The 15,450-nt window shown below is 66.6% G+C and carries 15 protein-coding genes; 2 read left to right on the forward strand and 13 right to left on the reverse strand.

What is annotated here, in order from left to right; genetic code table 11:
• Positions 1 to 52: 52 nt before the first annotated feature.
• The 4 genes from I6I07_RS05950 to glmS all read right to left on the reverse strand — a co-directional run bounded on the left by I6I07_RS05950 (position 53) and on the right by glmS (position 4,945).
• Positions 53 to 562 carry a flavin reductase family protein gene (locus I6I07_RS05950; RefSeq protein WP_198485982.1) on the reverse strand — a complete coding sequence of 170 codons (510 nt, stop codon included), beginning with the start codon at positions 560 to 562 and terminating at the stop codon, positions 53 to 55.
• A 108-nt stretch (positions 563 to 670) separates the two neighbouring features.
• Positions 671 to 1,699, reverse strand: a complete 1,029-nt coding sequence (locus I6I07_RS05955) for a methionine synthase (protein ID WP_198485983.1) — start codon at positions 1,697 to 1,699, stop codon at positions 671 to 673.
• Positions 1,700 to 1,724: 25 nt separating this feature from the next.
• Entirely contained in the window at positions 1,725 to 2,708 is a 984-nt protein-coding gene (locus tag I6I07_RS05960) for a DUF1852 domain-containing protein (protein WP_198487434.1), read from the reverse strand.
• A gap of 404 nt (positions 2,709 to 3,112) precedes the next feature.
• The gene (gene glmS / locus I6I07_RS05965) at positions 3,113 to 4,945 is read right to left on the reverse strand and encodes a glutamine--fructose-6-phosphate transaminase (isomerizing) (protein WP_198485984.1); all 1,833 of its coding nucleotides are present in this window, start codon (positions 4,943 to 4,945) and stop codon (positions 3,113 to 3,115) included.
• Between the two features lie 151 nt (positions 4,946 to 5,096).
• Between glmS and I6I07_RS05970 the strand changes: the two genes are divergently transcribed.
• The gene (locus tag I6I07_RS05970) at positions 5,097 to 5,588 is read left to right on the forward strand and encodes an Lrp/AsnC family transcriptional regulator (RefSeq protein WP_054433805.1); all 492 of its coding nucleotides are present in this window, start codon (positions 5,097 to 5,099) and stop codon (positions 5,586 to 5,588) included.
• Positions 5,589 to 5,597: 9 nt separating this feature from the next.
• Here the strand turns inward: I6I07_RS05970 and I6I07_RS05975 are convergent, their stop codons facing one another.
• From I6I07_RS05975 to I6I07_RS06000, 6 genes are all read right to left on the reverse strand, one after another.
• Positions 5,598 to 6,659, reverse strand: coding sequence for a glycosyltransferase family 4 protein (locus I6I07_RS05975; protein ID WP_198485985.1), 1,062 nt, complete (start codon positions 6,657 to 6,659; stop codon positions 5,598 to 5,600).
• Entirely contained in the window at positions 6,656 to 7,978 is a 1,323-nt protein-coding gene (locus tag I6I07_RS05980; protein ID WP_054433801.1) for a UDP-glucose dehydrogenase family protein, read from the reverse strand. Before I6I07_RS05980 ends, I6I07_RS05975 begins: the two co-directional genes overlap by 4 nt.
• Positions 7,979 to 8,101: 123 nt before the next feature.
• Positions 8,102 to 9,493, reverse strand: coding sequence for an MFS transporter (locus tag I6I07_RS05985; RefSeq protein ID WP_180189620.1), 1,392 nt, complete (start codon positions 9,491 to 9,493; stop codon positions 8,102 to 8,104).
• Positions 9,490 to 10,863 carry a bifunctional UDP-N-acetylglucosamine diphosphorylase/glucosamine-1-phosphate N-acetyltransferase GlmU gene (gene glmU / locus I6I07_RS05990; protein WP_198485986.1) on the reverse strand — a complete coding sequence of 458 codons (1,374 nt, stop codon included), beginning with the start codon at positions 10,861 to 10,863 and terminating at the stop codon, positions 9,490 to 9,492. The genes I6I07_RS05985 and glmU overlap by 4 nt, the downstream gene beginning before the upstream one ends.
• A gap of 64 nt (positions 10,864 to 10,927) precedes the next feature.
• Positions 10,928 to 11,716 (reverse strand): PhaM family polyhydroxyalkanoate granule multifunctional regulatory protein, encoded by a 789-nt coding sequence (locus I6I07_RS05995; protein WP_198485987.1) that lies wholly within the window; start codon positions 11,714 to 11,716, stop codon positions 10,928 to 10,930.
• A 43-nt stretch (positions 11,717 to 11,759) separates the two neighbouring features.
• Complete coding sequence (locus I6I07_RS06000) at positions 11,760 to 12,428, reverse strand: glycine zipper 2TM domain-containing protein (protein ID WP_198485988.1); 669 nt, start codon at positions 12,426 to 12,428, stop codon at positions 11,760 to 11,762.
• 131 nt (positions 12,429 to 12,559) lie between these two features.
• Here I6I07_RS06000 and I6I07_RS06005 point away from each other — a divergent pair, with 131 nt between their 5' ends.
• Positions 12,560 to 12,781 carry a DUF3717 domain-containing protein gene (locus I6I07_RS06005; RefSeq protein ID WP_006392379.1) on the forward strand — a complete coding sequence of 74 codons (222 nt, stop codon included), beginning with the start codon at positions 12,560 to 12,562 and terminating at the stop codon, positions 12,779 to 12,781.
• Between the two features lie 95 nt (positions 12,782 to 12,876).
• Here I6I07_RS06005 and I6I07_RS06010 read toward each other — a convergent pair whose 3' ends face one another.
• The 3 genes from I6I07_RS06010 to I6I07_RS06020 are packed head-to-tail and all read right to left on the reverse strand — an operon-like array spanning position 12,877 to position 15,439.
• Positions 12,877 to 13,482: an SCO family protein gene (locus I6I07_RS06010; protein ID WP_006392378.1), complete on the reverse strand. Its 606-nt coding sequence runs from the start codon at positions 13,480 to 13,482 to the stop codon at positions 12,877 to 12,879.
• An 18-nt stretch (positions 13,483 to 13,500) separates the two neighbouring features.
• The gene (cyoE, locus tag I6I07_RS06015) at positions 13,501 to 14,391 is read right to left on the reverse strand and encodes a heme o synthase (RefSeq protein ID WP_198487435.1); all 891 of its coding nucleotides are present in this window, start codon (positions 14,389 to 14,391) and stop codon (positions 13,501 to 13,503) included.
• A gap of 13 nt (positions 14,392 to 14,404) precedes the next feature.
• Positions 14,405 to 15,439, reverse strand: coding sequence for a COX15/CtaA family protein (locus I6I07_RS06020; protein ID WP_006392376.1), 1,035 nt, complete (start codon positions 15,437 to 15,439; stop codon positions 14,405 to 14,407).
• Between the last annotated feature and the right edge of the window lie 11 nt (positions 15,440 to 15,450).

The raw sequence follows: 15,450 nt of genomic DNA on the forward strand, positions 1-15,450 counted from the left end.
GAAAGCCGCGGCGCCTCAAGCCGATGCGGATGACGCCAAGCGCGGCAAACGCTCAAGCCGCGTCATGCGCGGCCATGTTGCGATACTGTCCTTTGAAATACAGCAAAGGCTGCGTGGCGCCGGCTTGCTGCAGATCCAACGCCTTCACTTCGCCAATCACGATCACGTGATCACCCGCGGCGTATTCCGCATGGATCTCGCAATCGATCCAGTGCAGGCTGCCGGCAATGAGCGGATTGCCCAGCGGCGATTCCTGCCAGTCGATGCCGAGCCACTTGTCCGTGCCGCGCCGGGCGAACTGGTTGGACACCTCGACCTGCCCATCCGACAGGATGTTCACGGCGAACCGGCCCGCCTGGCGAATCTTCGGATAGCTGGCCGAATTGGACATCACGCTGAACGACACCAGCGGCGGACTCATCGACACGCTGTGGAACGACTGGCAGGTAAAGCCGATCGGCTCGCCATCGATGTGGGTGGTGACCACCGTGATACCGGACGCGTAGTGCCCGAGCGCTTCACGAAAGCGCAACGGCTCGATGGCAGGACTGGGGAGTGACATGGTAGGTACAGCCAAATGCTGGCGACTGGGTGCAGCGCGAATGCGACGTAGGGACTTGCGAATCTGGCCGTCGCAAGCAGCTTGCGACGGCCATTTTCCGTCTCGAAATCAGTTCGAGAGTTCGTTGCGGACGATTTCCGCGCCGGCGCTCAACGAGCTCAGCTTGGCGCGTGCGATGGCGCGGGACAGCGGCGCCATGCCGCAGTTGGTGCACGGATAGAGCTTGTCGGCGTCCACGAACTGCAGCGCCTTGCGCAGCGTGTTGGCCACTTCCTCGGGGGTTTCAATGGTGTTGGACGCCACGTCGATGGCGCCCACCATCACCTTCTTGCCGCGGATCAGTTCGATCAGCTCCATCGGCACGTGGGAGTTGTGGCATTCCAGCGAGACGATGTCGATATTGGACTTCTGCAGCTTGGGGAAGGCTTCTTCGTATTGCCGCCATTCCGAGCCCAGCGTCTTCTTCCAATCCGTGTTGGCCTTGATGCCGTAGCCATAGCAGATGTGGACGGCGGTTTCGCACTTCAGCCCTTCGATGGCGCGTTCCAGCGTGGCGACGCCCCAGTCGTTGACCTCGTCAAAGAAGACGTTGAACGCGGGTTCGTCGAACTGGATGATGTCGACGCCGGCCGCCTCGAGTTCCCTGGCTTCCTGGTTCAGGATCTTGGCGAATTCCCAGGCCAGCTTTTCGCGGCTCTTGTAGTGATCGTCGTACAGCGTGTCGATCATCGTCATGGGACCCGGCAGGGCCCACTTGATCGGCTGCTTGGTCTGCTGGCGCAGGAACTGGGCGTCCTCGACGAACACCGGCTTCTTGCGGGCAACCGCGCCCATCACCGTCGGCACGCTCGCGTCATAGCGATCACGGATGCGGACGGTCTTGCGGTTCTCGAAATCGACGCCGTCCAGGTGCTCGATGAACGTCGTCACGAAATGCTGGCGGGTCTGCTCGCCATCGCTGACGATGTCGATGCCCGCGTGTTGCTGTTCCTGCAGCGACAGGCGCAGGGCATCCTGTTTACCCTCGAGCAGTCCGCCATCCTGCAATTTCCAGGGCGACCACAGGGTCTCGGGCTCAGCCAGCCAGGAGGGTTTGGGCAGGCTGCCGGCGGTGGAGGTGGGAAGCAGTTTTTTCACAATGATGACCTGATGCGCTGATTAATCAAAGAGGAGTGGCCGCGGACCACTGTTCAAGAATCGTCTGGTAGGGCTTGATGAATTGCTCTTCCACAAACCTGCCCTGCTCGACAGCCAGCCGACCACGTTCCTCTCGATCGTAGACAATCCGGGTCAACGAATAATCCTGGTGCTTCAGACTGGGTTGGTAGGATTTCCCCGCGCCCGAATTCGCGTTGTAGATCTCGGGGCGGTAAATCTTCTGGAAGGTATCCATCGTGCTGATGGTGCTGATCAGCTCGAGATTGGTGTAATCACCCAGCAGATCGCCCGTGAAATAGAACGCCAGCGGCGCGGCGCTGTTCGGCGGCATGAAGTAGCGAACCTTCATCCCCATTTTCTTGAAGTACTCGTCGGTCAGGGAATACTCATCCTGCTGGTACTCGACACCCAGCACCGGATGCTGGTTTTCCGTCCGCTGGTAGACCTTGCTGCTCGAGACGCTCAGGCAGATGACGGGCGGCTTGTTGAAGTTTTCCTTGTAGGTGCTGGAGTTCACGAAACTCTTGAACAGCTTGCCATGCAGATCGCCGAAGCCTTCCGGGGCGCTGAACTGGGGCTGGTCCTTGTTGTGCTCCAGCAGCACCACGCTGAAGTCGTAATCCCGCACGTACGAGGAGAAATTGTTCCCCACGATGCCCTGGATGCGCTCGTTGGTCTTGCGATCGACGATGTTCGTCTTCAGGATCTCGATCAGGGGCAGCGCATTGCCGCTGCTTTCGCCGTCGATACTCAATTCGACCGAAATGATTTCAAGTTCGACGCCGTAACGGTCGCCCTTGGGGTTGTCCCAATGCGCCAGCGCATTGAAACGGTTGTCGATCATCCTGAGCGTGTTGCGCAGATTTTCCTGGCGGCTTTCGCCTCGCGCCAGATTGGCGAAGTTGGTCGTGATTCGCGTATTGTCGGCGGGACGATAATCTTCGTCGAAACAAATACTCTTGATGGAAAATGCGAACTCTTTACTCATTTTGATCCAGCGCCCAAATTTCTCAGATAAAACCCGCGTTATTTCCTGCTTTTCATTATTTCCAATATTTTTTGGATTTTTTTGATTAAGCAGTATTGACAGCATCTATATTCGGGTCGTATTTTATGCCGGGCCTTGTATGAATAATAATGATTTAATTTCCATGAAATCATTAGTTTCGCTCATGATGATGTGCCCGGCCTGAACCGGGCTCGCGGCCAGGCCTCGGCCTCCCGTACGCCGCGGCCATCCCTCCTCCCACACGTTCGTCATTGGCATGCCGCGCCCCCGCCTGGGCAGACGCGACGGCTCCACGCACTCGACATGAAAAAAGGGCCGCGAATGCGGCCCTTCGGGATCCCGGTCCACACGCATCGTCCCGGGAACGATGCGTGGCCAGCGGTTTACTCCACCGTCACGCTCTTGGCCAGATTACGCGGCTTGTCCACGTCCGTGCCGCGGGCGCAGGCCGTGTGGTACGACAGCAGTTGCAGCGGCACGGTATGCAGGATCGGCGACAGCTTGCCGTAGTGCTCGGGCATGCGGATCACGTGCATGCCTTCGGCGCTCTGGATCTTGCTGTCCGCATCGGCGAACACGTACAGCTCGCCGCCCCGCGCGCGCACTTCCTGCATGTTGGACTTCAGCTTTTCCAGCAGCTCGTCCTTGGGCGCGATGGTGACCACGGGCATGTGCTCGGTCACCAGGGCCAGCGGGCCGTGCTTGAGTTCGCCGGCCGGGTAGGCCTCGGCGTGGATGTAGCTGATTTCCTTGAGCTTGAGCGCGCCTTCCAGCGCGATCGGGTAGTGCATGCCGCGGCCCAGGAACAGCGCGTTTTCCTTGGAGGCGAAGCGGTCGGCCCACGCCATGATCTGCGGTTCCAGCGCCAGCACCGAGCCGATGGCCACGGGCAGGTGGCGCAGCGCCTTCAGGTGCTCGGCCTCCTGCTCCTCGGTCAGGCGGCCGCGCACCTGCGCCAGCGCCAGCGTCAAGAGGAACAGCGCGGTCAGCTGCGTGGTGAAGGCCTTGGTCGAGGCCACGCCGATTTCGACGCCGGCGCGGGTGATGTACGACAGCTTGCACTCGCGCACCATGGCGCTGGTCGACACGTTGCAGATGGTCAGCGTGTTTTCCATGCCCAGCGAACGGGCGTGCTTGAGCGCGGCCAGGGTGTCGGCGGTCTCGCCCGACTGCGAGATCGTGACCACCAGCGAGCGCGGGTTCGGCACGCTGTCGCGGTAGCGGTATTCGCTGGCGATTTCGACGGCCACCGGGATCTTGGCGATCGATTCGATCCAGTACTTGGCGGTCAGGCCGGCGTAGTAGCTGGTGCCGCACGCCAGGATCAGCAGCGAGTCGACGTCCTTGAAGATCTTGTAGGCGTCGTCGCCGAACAGCTCGGGCGTGATGGACTCGATGTCCTGCAGCGTGTCGCCGACGGCGCGCGGCTGCTCGAAGATTTCCTTCTGCATGTAGTGGCGGTAGGGGCCGAGCTCGGCCGCGCCCGTGTGCACGTGCACCGTGTGCACTTCGCGCTTCACGTTCTTGCCGTTGGCGTCCACGATCCAGACGCGAGCCAGCTGCAGGTCGACGACGTCGCCGTCTTCCAGGTAGATGATCTGGTCGGTGGTGCCGGCCAGCGCCAGCGCGTCCGAGGCCAGGAAGTTCTCGTTCTGGCCCACGCCCACCACCAGCGGCGAGCCCTGGCGCGCGCCAACCACGCGGTGCGGTTCGTCGCGGCAGAACACGGCGATGGCGTAGGCGCCATGCAGGCGGCGCACGGCATTCTGCACGGCCTCGAACAGGTCGCCCGCGTAAAGGTGGTTGACCAGGTGCGCGATCACTTCGGTGTCGGTCTGGCTTTCGAACACGTAGCCCACGGCCTGCAGCTCGGCGCGCAGTTCGTCATGGTTCTCGATGATGCCGTTGTGCACCAGCGCGATGCGCGGCTCGTCGTTGCCCAGGCGCGAGAAGTGCGGGTGGGCGTTGTGCGTGGCGGGCACGCCGTGCGTGGCCCAGCGGGTGTGGGCGATGCCGGTGAAGCCTTGCAGGTGGTCCTGGGCGACCTGTTCGGCCAGCTCGGCCACGCGCTGGGTGCTGCGCGTGCGGCGCAGGTGGCCGTCGGCATACACGGCGACGCCGCAGGAGTCATAGCCACGGTATTCCAGCCGCTTCAGGCCTTCGACCAGGATCGGGGTGATGTCGCGCTGGGCGACGGCGCCAACAATGCCGCACATAGGAGAGACTCCGGAAAGTTCGAGTACGGAACGCATTGTGCGCGCAGCGCCAAGAAATTTGATTTCTTTATCTGCTCAGATTTGACAGTTTATTCACTTACATATTTGTGATTAAATAATATTTCATGAATAACGGATTGGTGAATTAATCATGCAAAATCCGCCGCTTTCCCACCCCGAACTGGATGATCTGGACCTGCGCATCCTGGAACAGCTGCAGGACGACAATTCGCTGACCAACCAGGAACTCGCCTCGCGCGTGCATGCCTCGCCGCCGACCTGCCTGCGGCGGGTGCGGCGCCTGGTGGAAGAAGGGGTGATTGCGCGCCAGGTGGCCATCCTGGCGGCCGAGAAGCTGGGCAGCACGCTGACCGCCATCGTCGAGATCACGCTGGACGTGCAGGCGGCCGAAAGCCTGGACGCCTTCGAACAGATCATGCTGGCCGAACCGGCGGTGCTGCAGTGCTACCGCGTGTCGCCGGGGCCGGATTTCGTGGTGATCGCGCAGGTCCGGGACATGCCGGCCTATCACGCGCTGGCGCACCGCGCCTTCACCGCGCACGCCAACGTGCGCAACGTGCGCACGTTCTTCTCGGTGCATCGCGCCAAGTTCGAGACCCGCATCGACCTGCGGGCGCCATAGCGACGCGCCTCAGCGGGCCGCCAGCAACCGCTCGAACTGCGCCAGGTAACGGTTGCCCATCTTCTGCACGTCGTGCTCGTCGCGCACGTAGTCATAGGCACGGTCGGTGATCTCCTGGCGGAACGCGGCATCGTCCAGGCAACGCGCCATGCCCTGCGCCATGGCATGGAAATCGGCCACCGCGCACAGCACGCCGCGGCCATCGGCCAGGCTTTCCTTCAAGCCGCCGGCGTCGGTGGACACCACCGGCACGCGCTGCAGGAAGGCGTCCAGCACGCTGCTGCCCAGCGCCTCTTCCTCGGAGCTCATGACGAAGACGTCGAGGATGCTGTAGAAATCCTCGACGCCCTTGCGAAAGCCCGCGAAGCGGTAGACGTCCTCGACGCCCAGCGCGCGCGCCTCGTCGCGCGCCTGCTGTTCGCGGTCGCCGCCGGCGCCGAAATGCAGGAAGACGAAGTCGCGCCGCGTCCTGGCCAGTTCGGCCACCGCGCGCACCAGCGTCACCGGATCCTTGTCGCGGATCAGCGCGGCCGACGTGGCCATGACCTTCTTGCCTTCCAGGCCGAACTCGCGCACCAGCGCGGCGACGTTCGCCTGGTTGATCTGGTGCGGCTCGACCGCGCTGCGGATGATGACCGGGTCCAGCCCCAGGCGCCGCGGCTCGCTGGCCGCCATGTCGCTGATCGCCACGAACAGGTCGGTATGGCGCCACTTGTAGCCGGTCTTCCATTCCTCGTTCGGCTTGACCACGAACGAGGTGCGGCGCGAGAACGCCACCGGGCGCCGGTGCAGCCACTTGGTCAGCACCGCCCAGGTGATGGTGTTGGCGGTCTGGGCATGGATGATGTCATAGCCGCTGCCCGCGCGCGCCAGGAACGCCAGCTGCGCCGGCACATTGCGGACGGTGTGCGCCACGAAGCCCTCCTGGCGCACGCGTTCGGCCAGCGGGCCGCCTTCGCGGCACAGCACTTCGACCTGGTGGCCGGCATTGCGGAAGGCGCGCATGCAATACAGCGTCTGCCGCTCGCCGCCGCGCCAGCCCTTCTCGAAGTTGAGCTGCAGGATCTTCATGCGCGGCCGATGCCCGAGTACTCGAAGCCCTGGGCGCGCACGTCGGCCGGCGTGTAGAGGTTGCGGCCGTCGATGATGAGCGGGGTCTTGAGCAGGGCCTTGACGCGGTCGAAGTCGGGCGCGCGGAAGACCTTCCATTCCGTGGCGATCAACAGCGCGTCGGCGCCGTCGAGCGCGTCGTACATGTCGGTGGCGAAGCTCACGCCGGCCTGGCCGGCCAGCACGCGGCCGGCCTCGTGCATGGCCACCGGATCGTAGGCGCGCACACTGGCGCCGCGCCGCGTCAGCTCGGCGATCACGGTCAGGCTGGGCGCCTCGCGCATGTCATCGGTATTGGGCTTGAACGACAGGCCCCACAGCGCGAACTTGCGGCCGCTCAGGTCCTCGCCGTAGCGCGCCACCAGCTTTTCCGACAGGCGGAACTTCTGCGCGTGGTTGGCGGCCTCGGCCGCCTCGATGACGCGCATCGGCAGCGCATTCTCGGCGGCGGTGTTGACCAGCGCCTGCACGTCCTTGGGGAAGCACGAACCGCCGTAGCCGGCGCCCGGATACAGGAAGTGGTAGCCGATGCGCGGATCGGCGCCGATGCCCCGGCGCACCTGCTCGATGTCGGCGCCCAGCGCCTCGGCCAGGTTGGCCATCTCGTTCATGAACGAGATGCGGGTGGCCAGCATGGCGTTGGCGGCGTACTTGGTCAGCTCGGCCGAGCGCACGTCCATCACCATCAGGCGGTCGTGGGTGCGCTGGAACGGCTCGTAGATGCGGCGCATGACGCCGATGGTGTAGTCGTCGTCGGCGCCGACGATGACGCGGTCCGGGCTCATGAAGTCGTTGATCGCCGCGCCTTCCTTCAGGAATTCGGGATTGGACGCGACGCTGAACGGCACCTCGACGCCGCGCGCGGCCAGCTCCTGCTCGACCGCGGCGCGCACCTTGTCGGCGGTGCCGACCGGCACGGTGGACTTGTCCACGATCAGCTTGCGGGTGGTCATGTGGCGGGCGATGTTGCGGGCCGCGGCCAGCACGTACTTCAGGTCGGCCGAGCCGTCCTCGCCCGGCGGCGTGCCGACGGCGATGAACTGCACGTCGCCGAACGCCACGCTCTGCGCCACGTCATCGGTGAAATGCAGCCGGCCTGCCTGCACGTTGCGCCGCACCAGGTCTTCCAGGCCCGGCTCGTAGATCGGAATGCCGCCCTGGCGCAGCAGGGCGATCTTGGCCGCGTCCACGTCCAGGCACATGACGTCGTTGCCCATGTCGGCCAGGCACGCCCCCGACACCAACCCTACGTAACCGGTACCCACGACCGTGATCTTCATGCCTGAACGCCTTAAAAATAGGTAATCATCGCGCCGGGGCATCCCACCCCAGCGCCGGTCGCCATTATAGAAGCGGGCCGGCCGGCGGGTCTGGCGCCGCCCGGCCCGGGAGCGGAGGGCGCGCTACGGCGCCCGCAGCTTGCTGAAGCGCACCGTGTTCACCACCACCGCCAGGGCGGCGCAGATCGTGCCCAGCACCAGGGCCAGTCCGGGGCCATGCGCCACGCTGACGCTGAAGGCGATCGCCACCAGCGCGGTGCCGAAACTCTGCCCGAACACCCGGGTGGTAGCCTGCAGGCCGCCCGCCGCGCCGCTGCGCGAGCGCGGGGCGGCCGACAGCATGGCGCGGTTGTTGGGCGTCTGGAAGAAGCCGAAGCCCACCCCGGCCACGAACATGCCGGCCATGATCGGCACGTTGCCCACGGCTGCCGGCAGCGCCGCCAGCCACAGCATGCCCACCACCATGGTGGCCGCGCCCACGCCGCTCAGGGTGGCGGCGGAATAGCGGTCCGACAGGCGGCCCGCCACCGGCGCGATCAGCGCCGTGCCCACCGGCCAGGCGCCCATCAGCAGGCCGACCTCGAGATACGGCCGGCCCAGCACCTGCTGGAAATAGAACGGCAGCGACACATACGACGCCATCTGCGCCGCGAAGGTGCAGGCCGACGCCCCCACCGCGAACGCCAGCGGCCGGATGCGCAGCAGGTCCACCGGCACCAGCGGCGCGGGCTGGCGGCTGGCGCGGCGCACCAGCACCAGGCCCGCCACGGCCGCGATCGCCACCAGGCCGATGCCGCGCAGCAGATCCTCGCCCATCATGTCGATGCCGGTGATGAACACGCCCAGCGTCGCCATGCACAGCAGGGCGCTGATCCAGTCCAGCTTCACGTCATTGCGCGGCACCTCGGGCAGGTGACGCAGGCCGAACATGGCCAGCACGCAGATCGGCAGGTTGACCGCGAAGATCCACGGCCACGGCGCCACCGACAGGATCGCCGAGCCGATGGTCGGCCCCAGCACCGACATCACCGCCACCGTGGTGGCGTTCAGGCTGATGCCCCGGCCCAGCATCTTGAGCGGATAGATGTTGCGCACCAGGCCGCCGAACAGACACATCAGCGTCGCCGCGCCCACGCCCTGGAACACCCGCGCCAGCGTCAGCTGCACCAGCGTGCCGGCCAGCGCGCAGCCCAGCGAGGCCAGCGTGAACAGCACCAGCCCGAAAGTGAACATGCGGCGAAAGCCGATGCGCTCGGCCAGCGCCGACAGCGGCAGCAGCATCATCACCACCGCCAGGTTGTAGGCGTTGACCACCCACACCGCCTGCGCCGGCGACGCGTTCAGGTCGGCGGCGATGGTCGGCAGGGCGACGTTGGCGATGGTGGTGTCCAGCACCGACAGGCTGATGCCCGTCATGACGGTCGCCGCGGCCCAATAGCGGCGCGGGACCGGCAGGCCGTCCGGCGCGGCGGGCCTGGCGCCGCCGGCCGGGGTTTCAGACGCCGGCGGCGTCACGACTTCTTGACCGGCCGTTGCCAACCGTCGATGGTGAGCTGCTTGACGCGCGTCACCGTCAGTTTGTCGGCCGGCGCGTCGCGGGTCAGGGTGGTGCCGGCGCCCAGCGTCGCGCCGCGGCCCACGCGCACCGGGGCCACCAGCTGCGTGTCCGAGCCGATGAAGGCGTCGTCTTCGATGACGGTACGGTGCTTGTTGACGCCGTCGTAGTTGCAGGTGATGGCGCCCGCGCCCACGTTCACGCGCGCGCCGATGTCGGCGTCGCCGATGTAGGCCAGGTGGTTGGCCTTGCTGTCGGCGCCCAGCACGCTCTTCTTGATCTCGACGAAGTTGCCGACGTGGGTACGGTCACCCAGCTCGGCGCCCGGACGCAGGCGGGCGTACGGGCCGATGCGCGCATCGCCGCCGACCTGGGCCTCGTGCAGATGGCTGAAGGCCTCGATCTGCGTGCCCGCGCCGATGCTCACGTCGCGCAGCACGCAATGCGGACCCACGCGCACGCCGTCGGCCAGCGTCACCTTGCCCTCGAACACGCAGCCCACGTCGATGAACACGTCACGGCCGCAGGTCAGCGTGCCGCGCACGTCGAAACGCGCGGGGTCGGCCAGCGTCACGCCGGCCTCGAGCTGGCGACGCGCCTGCTCGGCCTGCCAACGGCGCTCCAGTTCGGCCTGCTGCACGCGGCTGTTCACGCCCAGCGTTTCCCAGGACGCGCCCGGCTGGGCCGCGCCCACCGGCACGCCGTCGGTCACGGCCAGGCCGACCACGTCGGTCAGGTAGTACTCGCCCTGGGCGTTGTTGTTGTCGATGCGCGAGAGCCAGTCCTTGAGCTTGGCGGTCGGCGCCACCAGGATGCCGGTGTTGACTTCCTTGATGGCGCGCTCGGCCTCGGAGGCGTCCTTGTGCTCGACGATGCGGCAGACGTTGCCGGCGGCGTCGCGCACGATGCGGCCATAGCCGGTGGAGTCGGCCAGCACTTCGGTCAGCACCGCCGCGCCGGCGCCGCGCGCCTGCAGCAGCCCGCGCAGCGTCTCGGGCTGCACCAGCGGCACGTCGCCGTACAGCACCAGGGTCACGTCGTCCTGGCCATCGCCTTCGAGCAGTTGCGGCACGGCCTGCTGGACCGCGTGGCCCGTGCCCTGCTGCGGCTGCTGCAGCGCGAAGCGCAGATCGTCCTGTCCGGAGAAGGCCTGCTTGACGCGGTCGGCACCATGGCCGACCACCACGATGACACGGGCCGGCTCCAGCTGGCGGGCGCTGTCCAGCACGTGGGCCAGCATGGGTTTGCCAGCCAGGGTGTGCAGCACCTTGGGCAGGTCCGACTGCATGCGCTTGCCGAGTCCGGCGGCGAGAATCACTACGTTAAGCATAAGTTCCGATGTATCGAAAACGCCCGGGGCCGGCGCGGCGGCCCCGGATCTGGATTGAAAAAATTCAGGGCTTGCCGTCGGCAGGCCCGGTGTTCTTGGCAGCCGGCTTGGCGGCCGGTTTGCGCGCGGTCTTCCTGGCGGCGGTCTGGCCGCTGGCCTTGGCCGCCTTGGCCGCCGGCTTGGCCGCGGCTTTGGGGCCGCCCGGCGAGGCCTTGGGCGCCGCCCCCGCATCGGGCGCGGGGCCGCCGCCCGGCATGGACGCGGCCGTGGCCGCGGCGATCTGGTTGAACTGCTGCTGCAGCAGGTCCCACCACGCCTTGGACGCGGACTGCGCCGCCGCGCCCATCTGTTCGGTCATGTCCGGCTGCGGCGCCGCCCCGGCCGCCGCGTTCGCATCCTTGTTCCCGTCCTTGGGGGCCGCGGCCGGCGGCTCCCTGACGGGCTCGCGCTTGGCGGCGGGCGCCGGCTTCAGGCCCAGCACCACTTCCAGCGGCGACGCCGCGCCGCTTTCACGCACGGCGCCCAGGTCCATATTGGCGGCCGAGTCGACGAAGGCGCGCAGGGTGCTGATGGTGGAACGCTGCACTTCCATGCCCTGGATCGTGCTGGACAGCATCGACAGGTTCATGCGCAGCCAGTTTTCCACCGAACGCAGTTCCGCGATGCGGCGGTCCAGGTCTTCCAGGTTCATCGGCGGCGCCATCGGCAGGCTGCTCGCCAACCCGCCCGGGCCGGTCAGGCCGGCCCAGGCCTGGCGCATCATTTCCATGCTGGCCAGCAGCGGATTGCCCGACAGGTCGGCATTCTGGCCCATGCCGGGCAGGACGAACGGGTTGCTGTGTTGGTCGCTCATTCCTGGTTCCCCATAGATCGCAAAGGGCTGCCGGCCGGCACGGTCATCCCGGCAGCAGCTGGTTATTTTCCACGCGCACGTGGTCGCCGGACGCAAACGCGAACGGCTGCGCACTGCGGAACTGGCGCGTGCTGCCGTCGTTCAGGCGGACCGTGAGCTCATAGTGCGTCACCGTTTGTTGCTGCCTGATATTACGCTCAACTTCACGGCCTGCCAAAGCGCCGCCCACCGCGCCCAGCACCGTCAGCGCGGTCTTGCCGCTGCCGCCGCCGAACTGGTTGCCGACCACGCCGCCGGCCACGCCGCCGGCGATGGTACCGACCAGGTGGTCGCTATTGTCCTTGACCGGCACCTGCACCTGGCGGATGGTCTCCACCACGCCGCAGGTGCGGCAAGCCTGCGCCGCCGGCACGGCCAGCGCGGGCGCGGGCCGGCCCTGGGCCTGGGGCTGCGCCTGGGCCACGGGCGGCCGCGCGCCCGGGGCTTGCGGCTGGCCGGGGGCGCCAGGCTGGACCGGCGCCAGGTTGGCGCCTTCGGGGCCGGCCTGCGCCAGCGCGGGATCCTCGGGGTGCGGCGTGGCCGACGGCGTGGGCAGCCAGCCGAGCACGGCGGCGACGCCGACCGAACACATGACGATGACCGCGATGGCGGCGGCCGAAACCAGCGGATGCAGACCGCGGCGGGCGGAATCAGACTGGACGGGATTATTCATGACGATGCTCCATCGTTACTAACCGGCAGTGGTATAGCACCCGGATGCGGTTTCGGCATGTTGCGATGGTGACGCTTCTTTGCTGCACCAATGCAATTGGACAGCCCCTGGCATTCGTGGACAATAGGGCCATGGATGCCATTACCTTGCCTCAGATCGAAGCGGCCATCAACTATTGGCGCAACGTCTCGCCGTCGGTCGGCGACGAATCCCGCCTGTGCCCCGAGGCGGCCGCGCTGGCCGCCCCCTATGCCTTGATGATCATGTCGCACCGCCGCGAACTGCCCGCCACGGAAATCGGCGACCAGGCCCGCGACGCGCTGGCCCGCTGGCAGGCGGCTGGCGGCGCGTGACGCCGCCGGGCGCGTAGCCCCTCGCCACGGTCCGCCGGCCGCGCGGTCGCGCAGGCGGATCCTGGCAGGCCGCCCCTGGGGCGGCCATCGCGCAATCAGCCCTTGAGCAGGGCCTGGATGTCGTGCACCAGGGCATCGACCCCGATGTTGTTGTTGGCCAGCACCCGCGATTCCCCCTTGCCGTCGAGCAGGTAGAACGCCGCGGTGTGGTCCATGGTGTAGTTGCCGTCCTTGGTCGGCGCCTTGGCGTAATAGGCCTTGAACGAGGCCGCCGCCTTCTTCACCTGGTCCGGCGTGCCGGTCAAACCCAGAAAACGCGGGTCGAACGCCGTTACGTATTGCTTGAGCACTTCGGGCGTGTCGCGCTCGGGATCGACGGTGATCAGCAGCACCTGGACGCGGTCGGCGTCCGGGCCCAGCTTCTTCATCACCTCGGTCAGCTCGGCCAGCGACGTCGGGCAGACGTCCGGGCACTGCGTGAAGCCGAAGAACACCACCACCGCTTTGCCGGCGAAGTCCTGCAAGGTGCGCGTCTTGCCGTTGTAGTCCGACAGCTCCAGGCCGCGGCCCAGCTGGGTGCCGCTGATGTCGCTGCCCTTGAATTGGGGCGCATTGTCGCCGCAGGCGGCCAGGGCAACGGTGAACGCGGCGGCCGTGGCCAGGCGCAGGGCCAGGCGTCGGCTGGCGGAAAATACGGACATCGACTTATCTCCAGGGGGTCAGATCAGCGCGACCCAGTGGTCCACCAGCAGGGCGCCGAACAGCAGCGCCAGGTAGAGGATGGAAAAACGGAACATGCTGCGCGCCAACTCGTCGCTGTAGTTGCGGTACAGCCGCCAGGCATACGACACGAACATGCCGCCCAGCACCAGCGCCGACGCCAGGTACAGCGCGCCGCTCATGCGGATCGCGGTGGGCAGCAGCGTGGTGGCGACCAGCGCGATGCTGTAGAGCAGGATATGCAGGCGCGTGAACTGCTGGCCATGCGTCACCGGCAGCATCGGCAGGCCGGCCTTGACGTAGTCATGGTTGCGGTACAAGGCCAGCGCCCAGAAGTGCGGCGGCGTCCAGATGAAGATGATCAGCACCAGCAGCCAGGCCTCGGCCGGCACGGAATCGGCCACCGCCGCCCAGCCCAGCGCGGGCGGCATGGCGCCCGACAGGCCGCCGATGACGATGTTCTGCGGCGTGCGCGGCTTCAGGATGATGGTGTAGATGACGGCGTAGCCGACGAACGTGGCGAAGGTCAGCCACATGGTGAGCGGGTTGACCAACGTGTACAGCACGAACATGCCGACCCCGCCCAGCAGGCCGGACAGGCTCAGCACCTGGAAAGCGGAAATGGTGCCGCGCGCGGTGGCGCGCCGCGCCGTGCGCAGCATGCGCGCGTCGACTTCCTGCTCGATCAGGCAGTTGATGGCGAAGGCGGCCGCGGCCAGCAGCCAGATGCCAAGGGTGCCGAACAGCACGCGGCGCATGTCCGGCACGCCTGGCACGGCCAGGAACATGCCGATCACCGCGCAGAACACCGCCAATTGGGTGACGCGCGGCTTGGTGAGAACGAAATACTGGCGGAGCAATCCGGATTGGGGAGCGGCAAGACTGGTCATCATGCACCCTATTTTAAACGCGCACCGAATTGGGGCCGTAGCCCCCGGCCGGCGCCCCGCCCGCAGTGGACAGGCGCACCATCAGGACCACCGCGGCCAGCGTCAGGCCGGCGGCCCCGCCATTGTGCAGCACCGCGATCAACAAAGGCCACTGGAAGAAGATCGTCGTCAGGCCGGTCAGCAGCTGGGCCCCCAGCAGCGCCAGCATCAGCGTGGCCGGGCCGCGCAGGCCGTGGTCGGCCCGCAGGCGCCAGGCCAGCACGCCCAGGTAGGCGAACACGACGAAAGCGAAATTGCGATGCACCCAGTGGATCGCCGTCAGCGCCGGCTGCGAGATCATTTCCCCGGACGGCAGCTCACCCAAGGCGCGGATGATCGAATAACCGCCGTGGAAGTCCATGTCAGGCACCCATTTGCCGTGGCACATGGGGAAATCCATGCAGGCCAGCGCCGCGTAGTTGGTGCTGACCCAGCCGCCCAGCGTCACCTGGATCAGCAGCAGCACGAAACCGCCGACCACCCAGGGCTTGAAGCGCCGCGCCGCGGCGGCCACGGCATGGTGCGGACGTTCGCGCGCCGACAGCCAGGTCATCAGCGCCAGCACCGACAGGCCGAACACCAGGTGCGCCGTGACCACGACGGGCATCAGCTTGTGCGTCACGGTCCAGGCGCCGAACGCACCCTGCACGCACACGGCCACCAGCGTCGTCACCGCCAGGGCTGGCGAGCGGCCCAGTTCGCGGCGATAGCGCCAAGCCATGTAGACGATGCCGATGATCAGCATGCCCAGGATCGAGCCGACGTAGCGGTGGATCATCTCGATCCAGGCCTTGGACAGCGTCACCGGGCCGAACGGCATGGCCTGCGAGGCCTCGTGGATATCGCCCATCGCCCCCAGCGGCGTGACGCTGCCGTAGCAGCCGGGCCAGTCCGGGCAGCCCAGGCCCGAGTCCGTCAGGCGCACGAAGGCGCCGAACATGATCAGGTCCAGCGTCAGGAACCAGGTGAAGAAGACGAGTTTGCGATACCGCGCTTTGATGCGTTCCATGGAAATCAACT

Origin of the sequence: Achromobacter deleyi, from assembly GCF_016127315.1 — a bacterium.
In the GTDB taxonomy this organism is placed as follows: Bacteria; Pseudomonadota; Gammaproteobacteria; order Burkholderiales; family Burkholderiaceae_B; genus Achromobacter; species Achromobacter insuavis_A.

Excerpts from the sequence above, each read along its gene's own strand:
- I6I07_RS06020 (WP_006392376.1), bottom strand. The coding sequence starts at position 15,439 with ATGGAACGCATCAAAGCGCGGTATCGCAAACTCGTCTTCTTCACCTGG.
- I6I07_RS05960 (WP_198487434.1), bottom strand. The coding sequence starts at position 2,708 with ATGAGTAAAGAGTTCGCATTTTCCATCAAGAGTATTTGTTTCGACGAA.
- I6I07_RS05970 (WP_054433805.1), top strand. The coding sequence starts at position 5,097 with ATGCAAAATCCGCCGCTTTCCCACCCCGAACTGGATGATCTGGACCTG.
- I6I07_RS05950 (WP_198485982.1), bottom strand. The coding sequence starts at position 562 with ATGTCACTCCCCAGTCCTGCCATCGAGCCGTTGCGCTTTCGTGAAGCG.
- I6I07_RS05980 (WP_054433801.1), bottom strand. The coding sequence starts at position 7,978 with ATGAAGATCACGGTCGTGGGTACCGGTTACGTAGGGTTGGTGTCGGGG.
- I6I07_RS06010 (WP_006392378.1), bottom strand. The coding sequence starts at position 13,482 with ATGTCCGTATTTTCCGCCAGCCGACGCCTGGCCCTGCGCCTGGCCACG.
- I6I07_RS06005 (WP_006392379.1), top strand. The coding sequence starts at position 12,560 with ATGGATGCCATTACCTTGCCTCAGATCGAAGCGGCCATCAACTATTGG.
- I6I07_RS06000 (WP_198485988.1), bottom strand. The coding sequence starts at position 12,428 with ATGAATAATCCCGTCCAGTCTGATTCCGCCCGCCGCGGTCTGCATCCG.
- I6I07_RS05975 (WP_198485985.1), bottom strand. The coding sequence starts at position 6,659 with ATGAAGATCCTGCAGCTCAACTTCGAGAAGGGCTGGCGCGGCGGCGAG.
- I6I07_RS05995 (WP_198485987.1), bottom strand. The coding sequence starts at position 11,716 with ATGAGCGACCAACACAGCAACCCGTTCGTCCTGCCCGGCATGGGCCAG.
- glmS (WP_198485984.1), bottom strand. The coding sequence starts at position 4,945 with ATGTGCGGCATTGTTGGCGCCGTCGCCCAGCGCGACATCACCCCGATC.
- glmU (WP_198485986.1), bottom strand. The coding sequence starts at position 10,863 with ATGCTTAACGTAGTGATTCTCGCCGCCGGACTCGGCAAGCGCATGCAG.
- cyoE (WP_198487435.1), bottom strand. The coding sequence starts at position 14,391 with ATGACCAGTCTTGCCGCTCCCCAATCCGGATTGCTCCGCCAGTATTTC.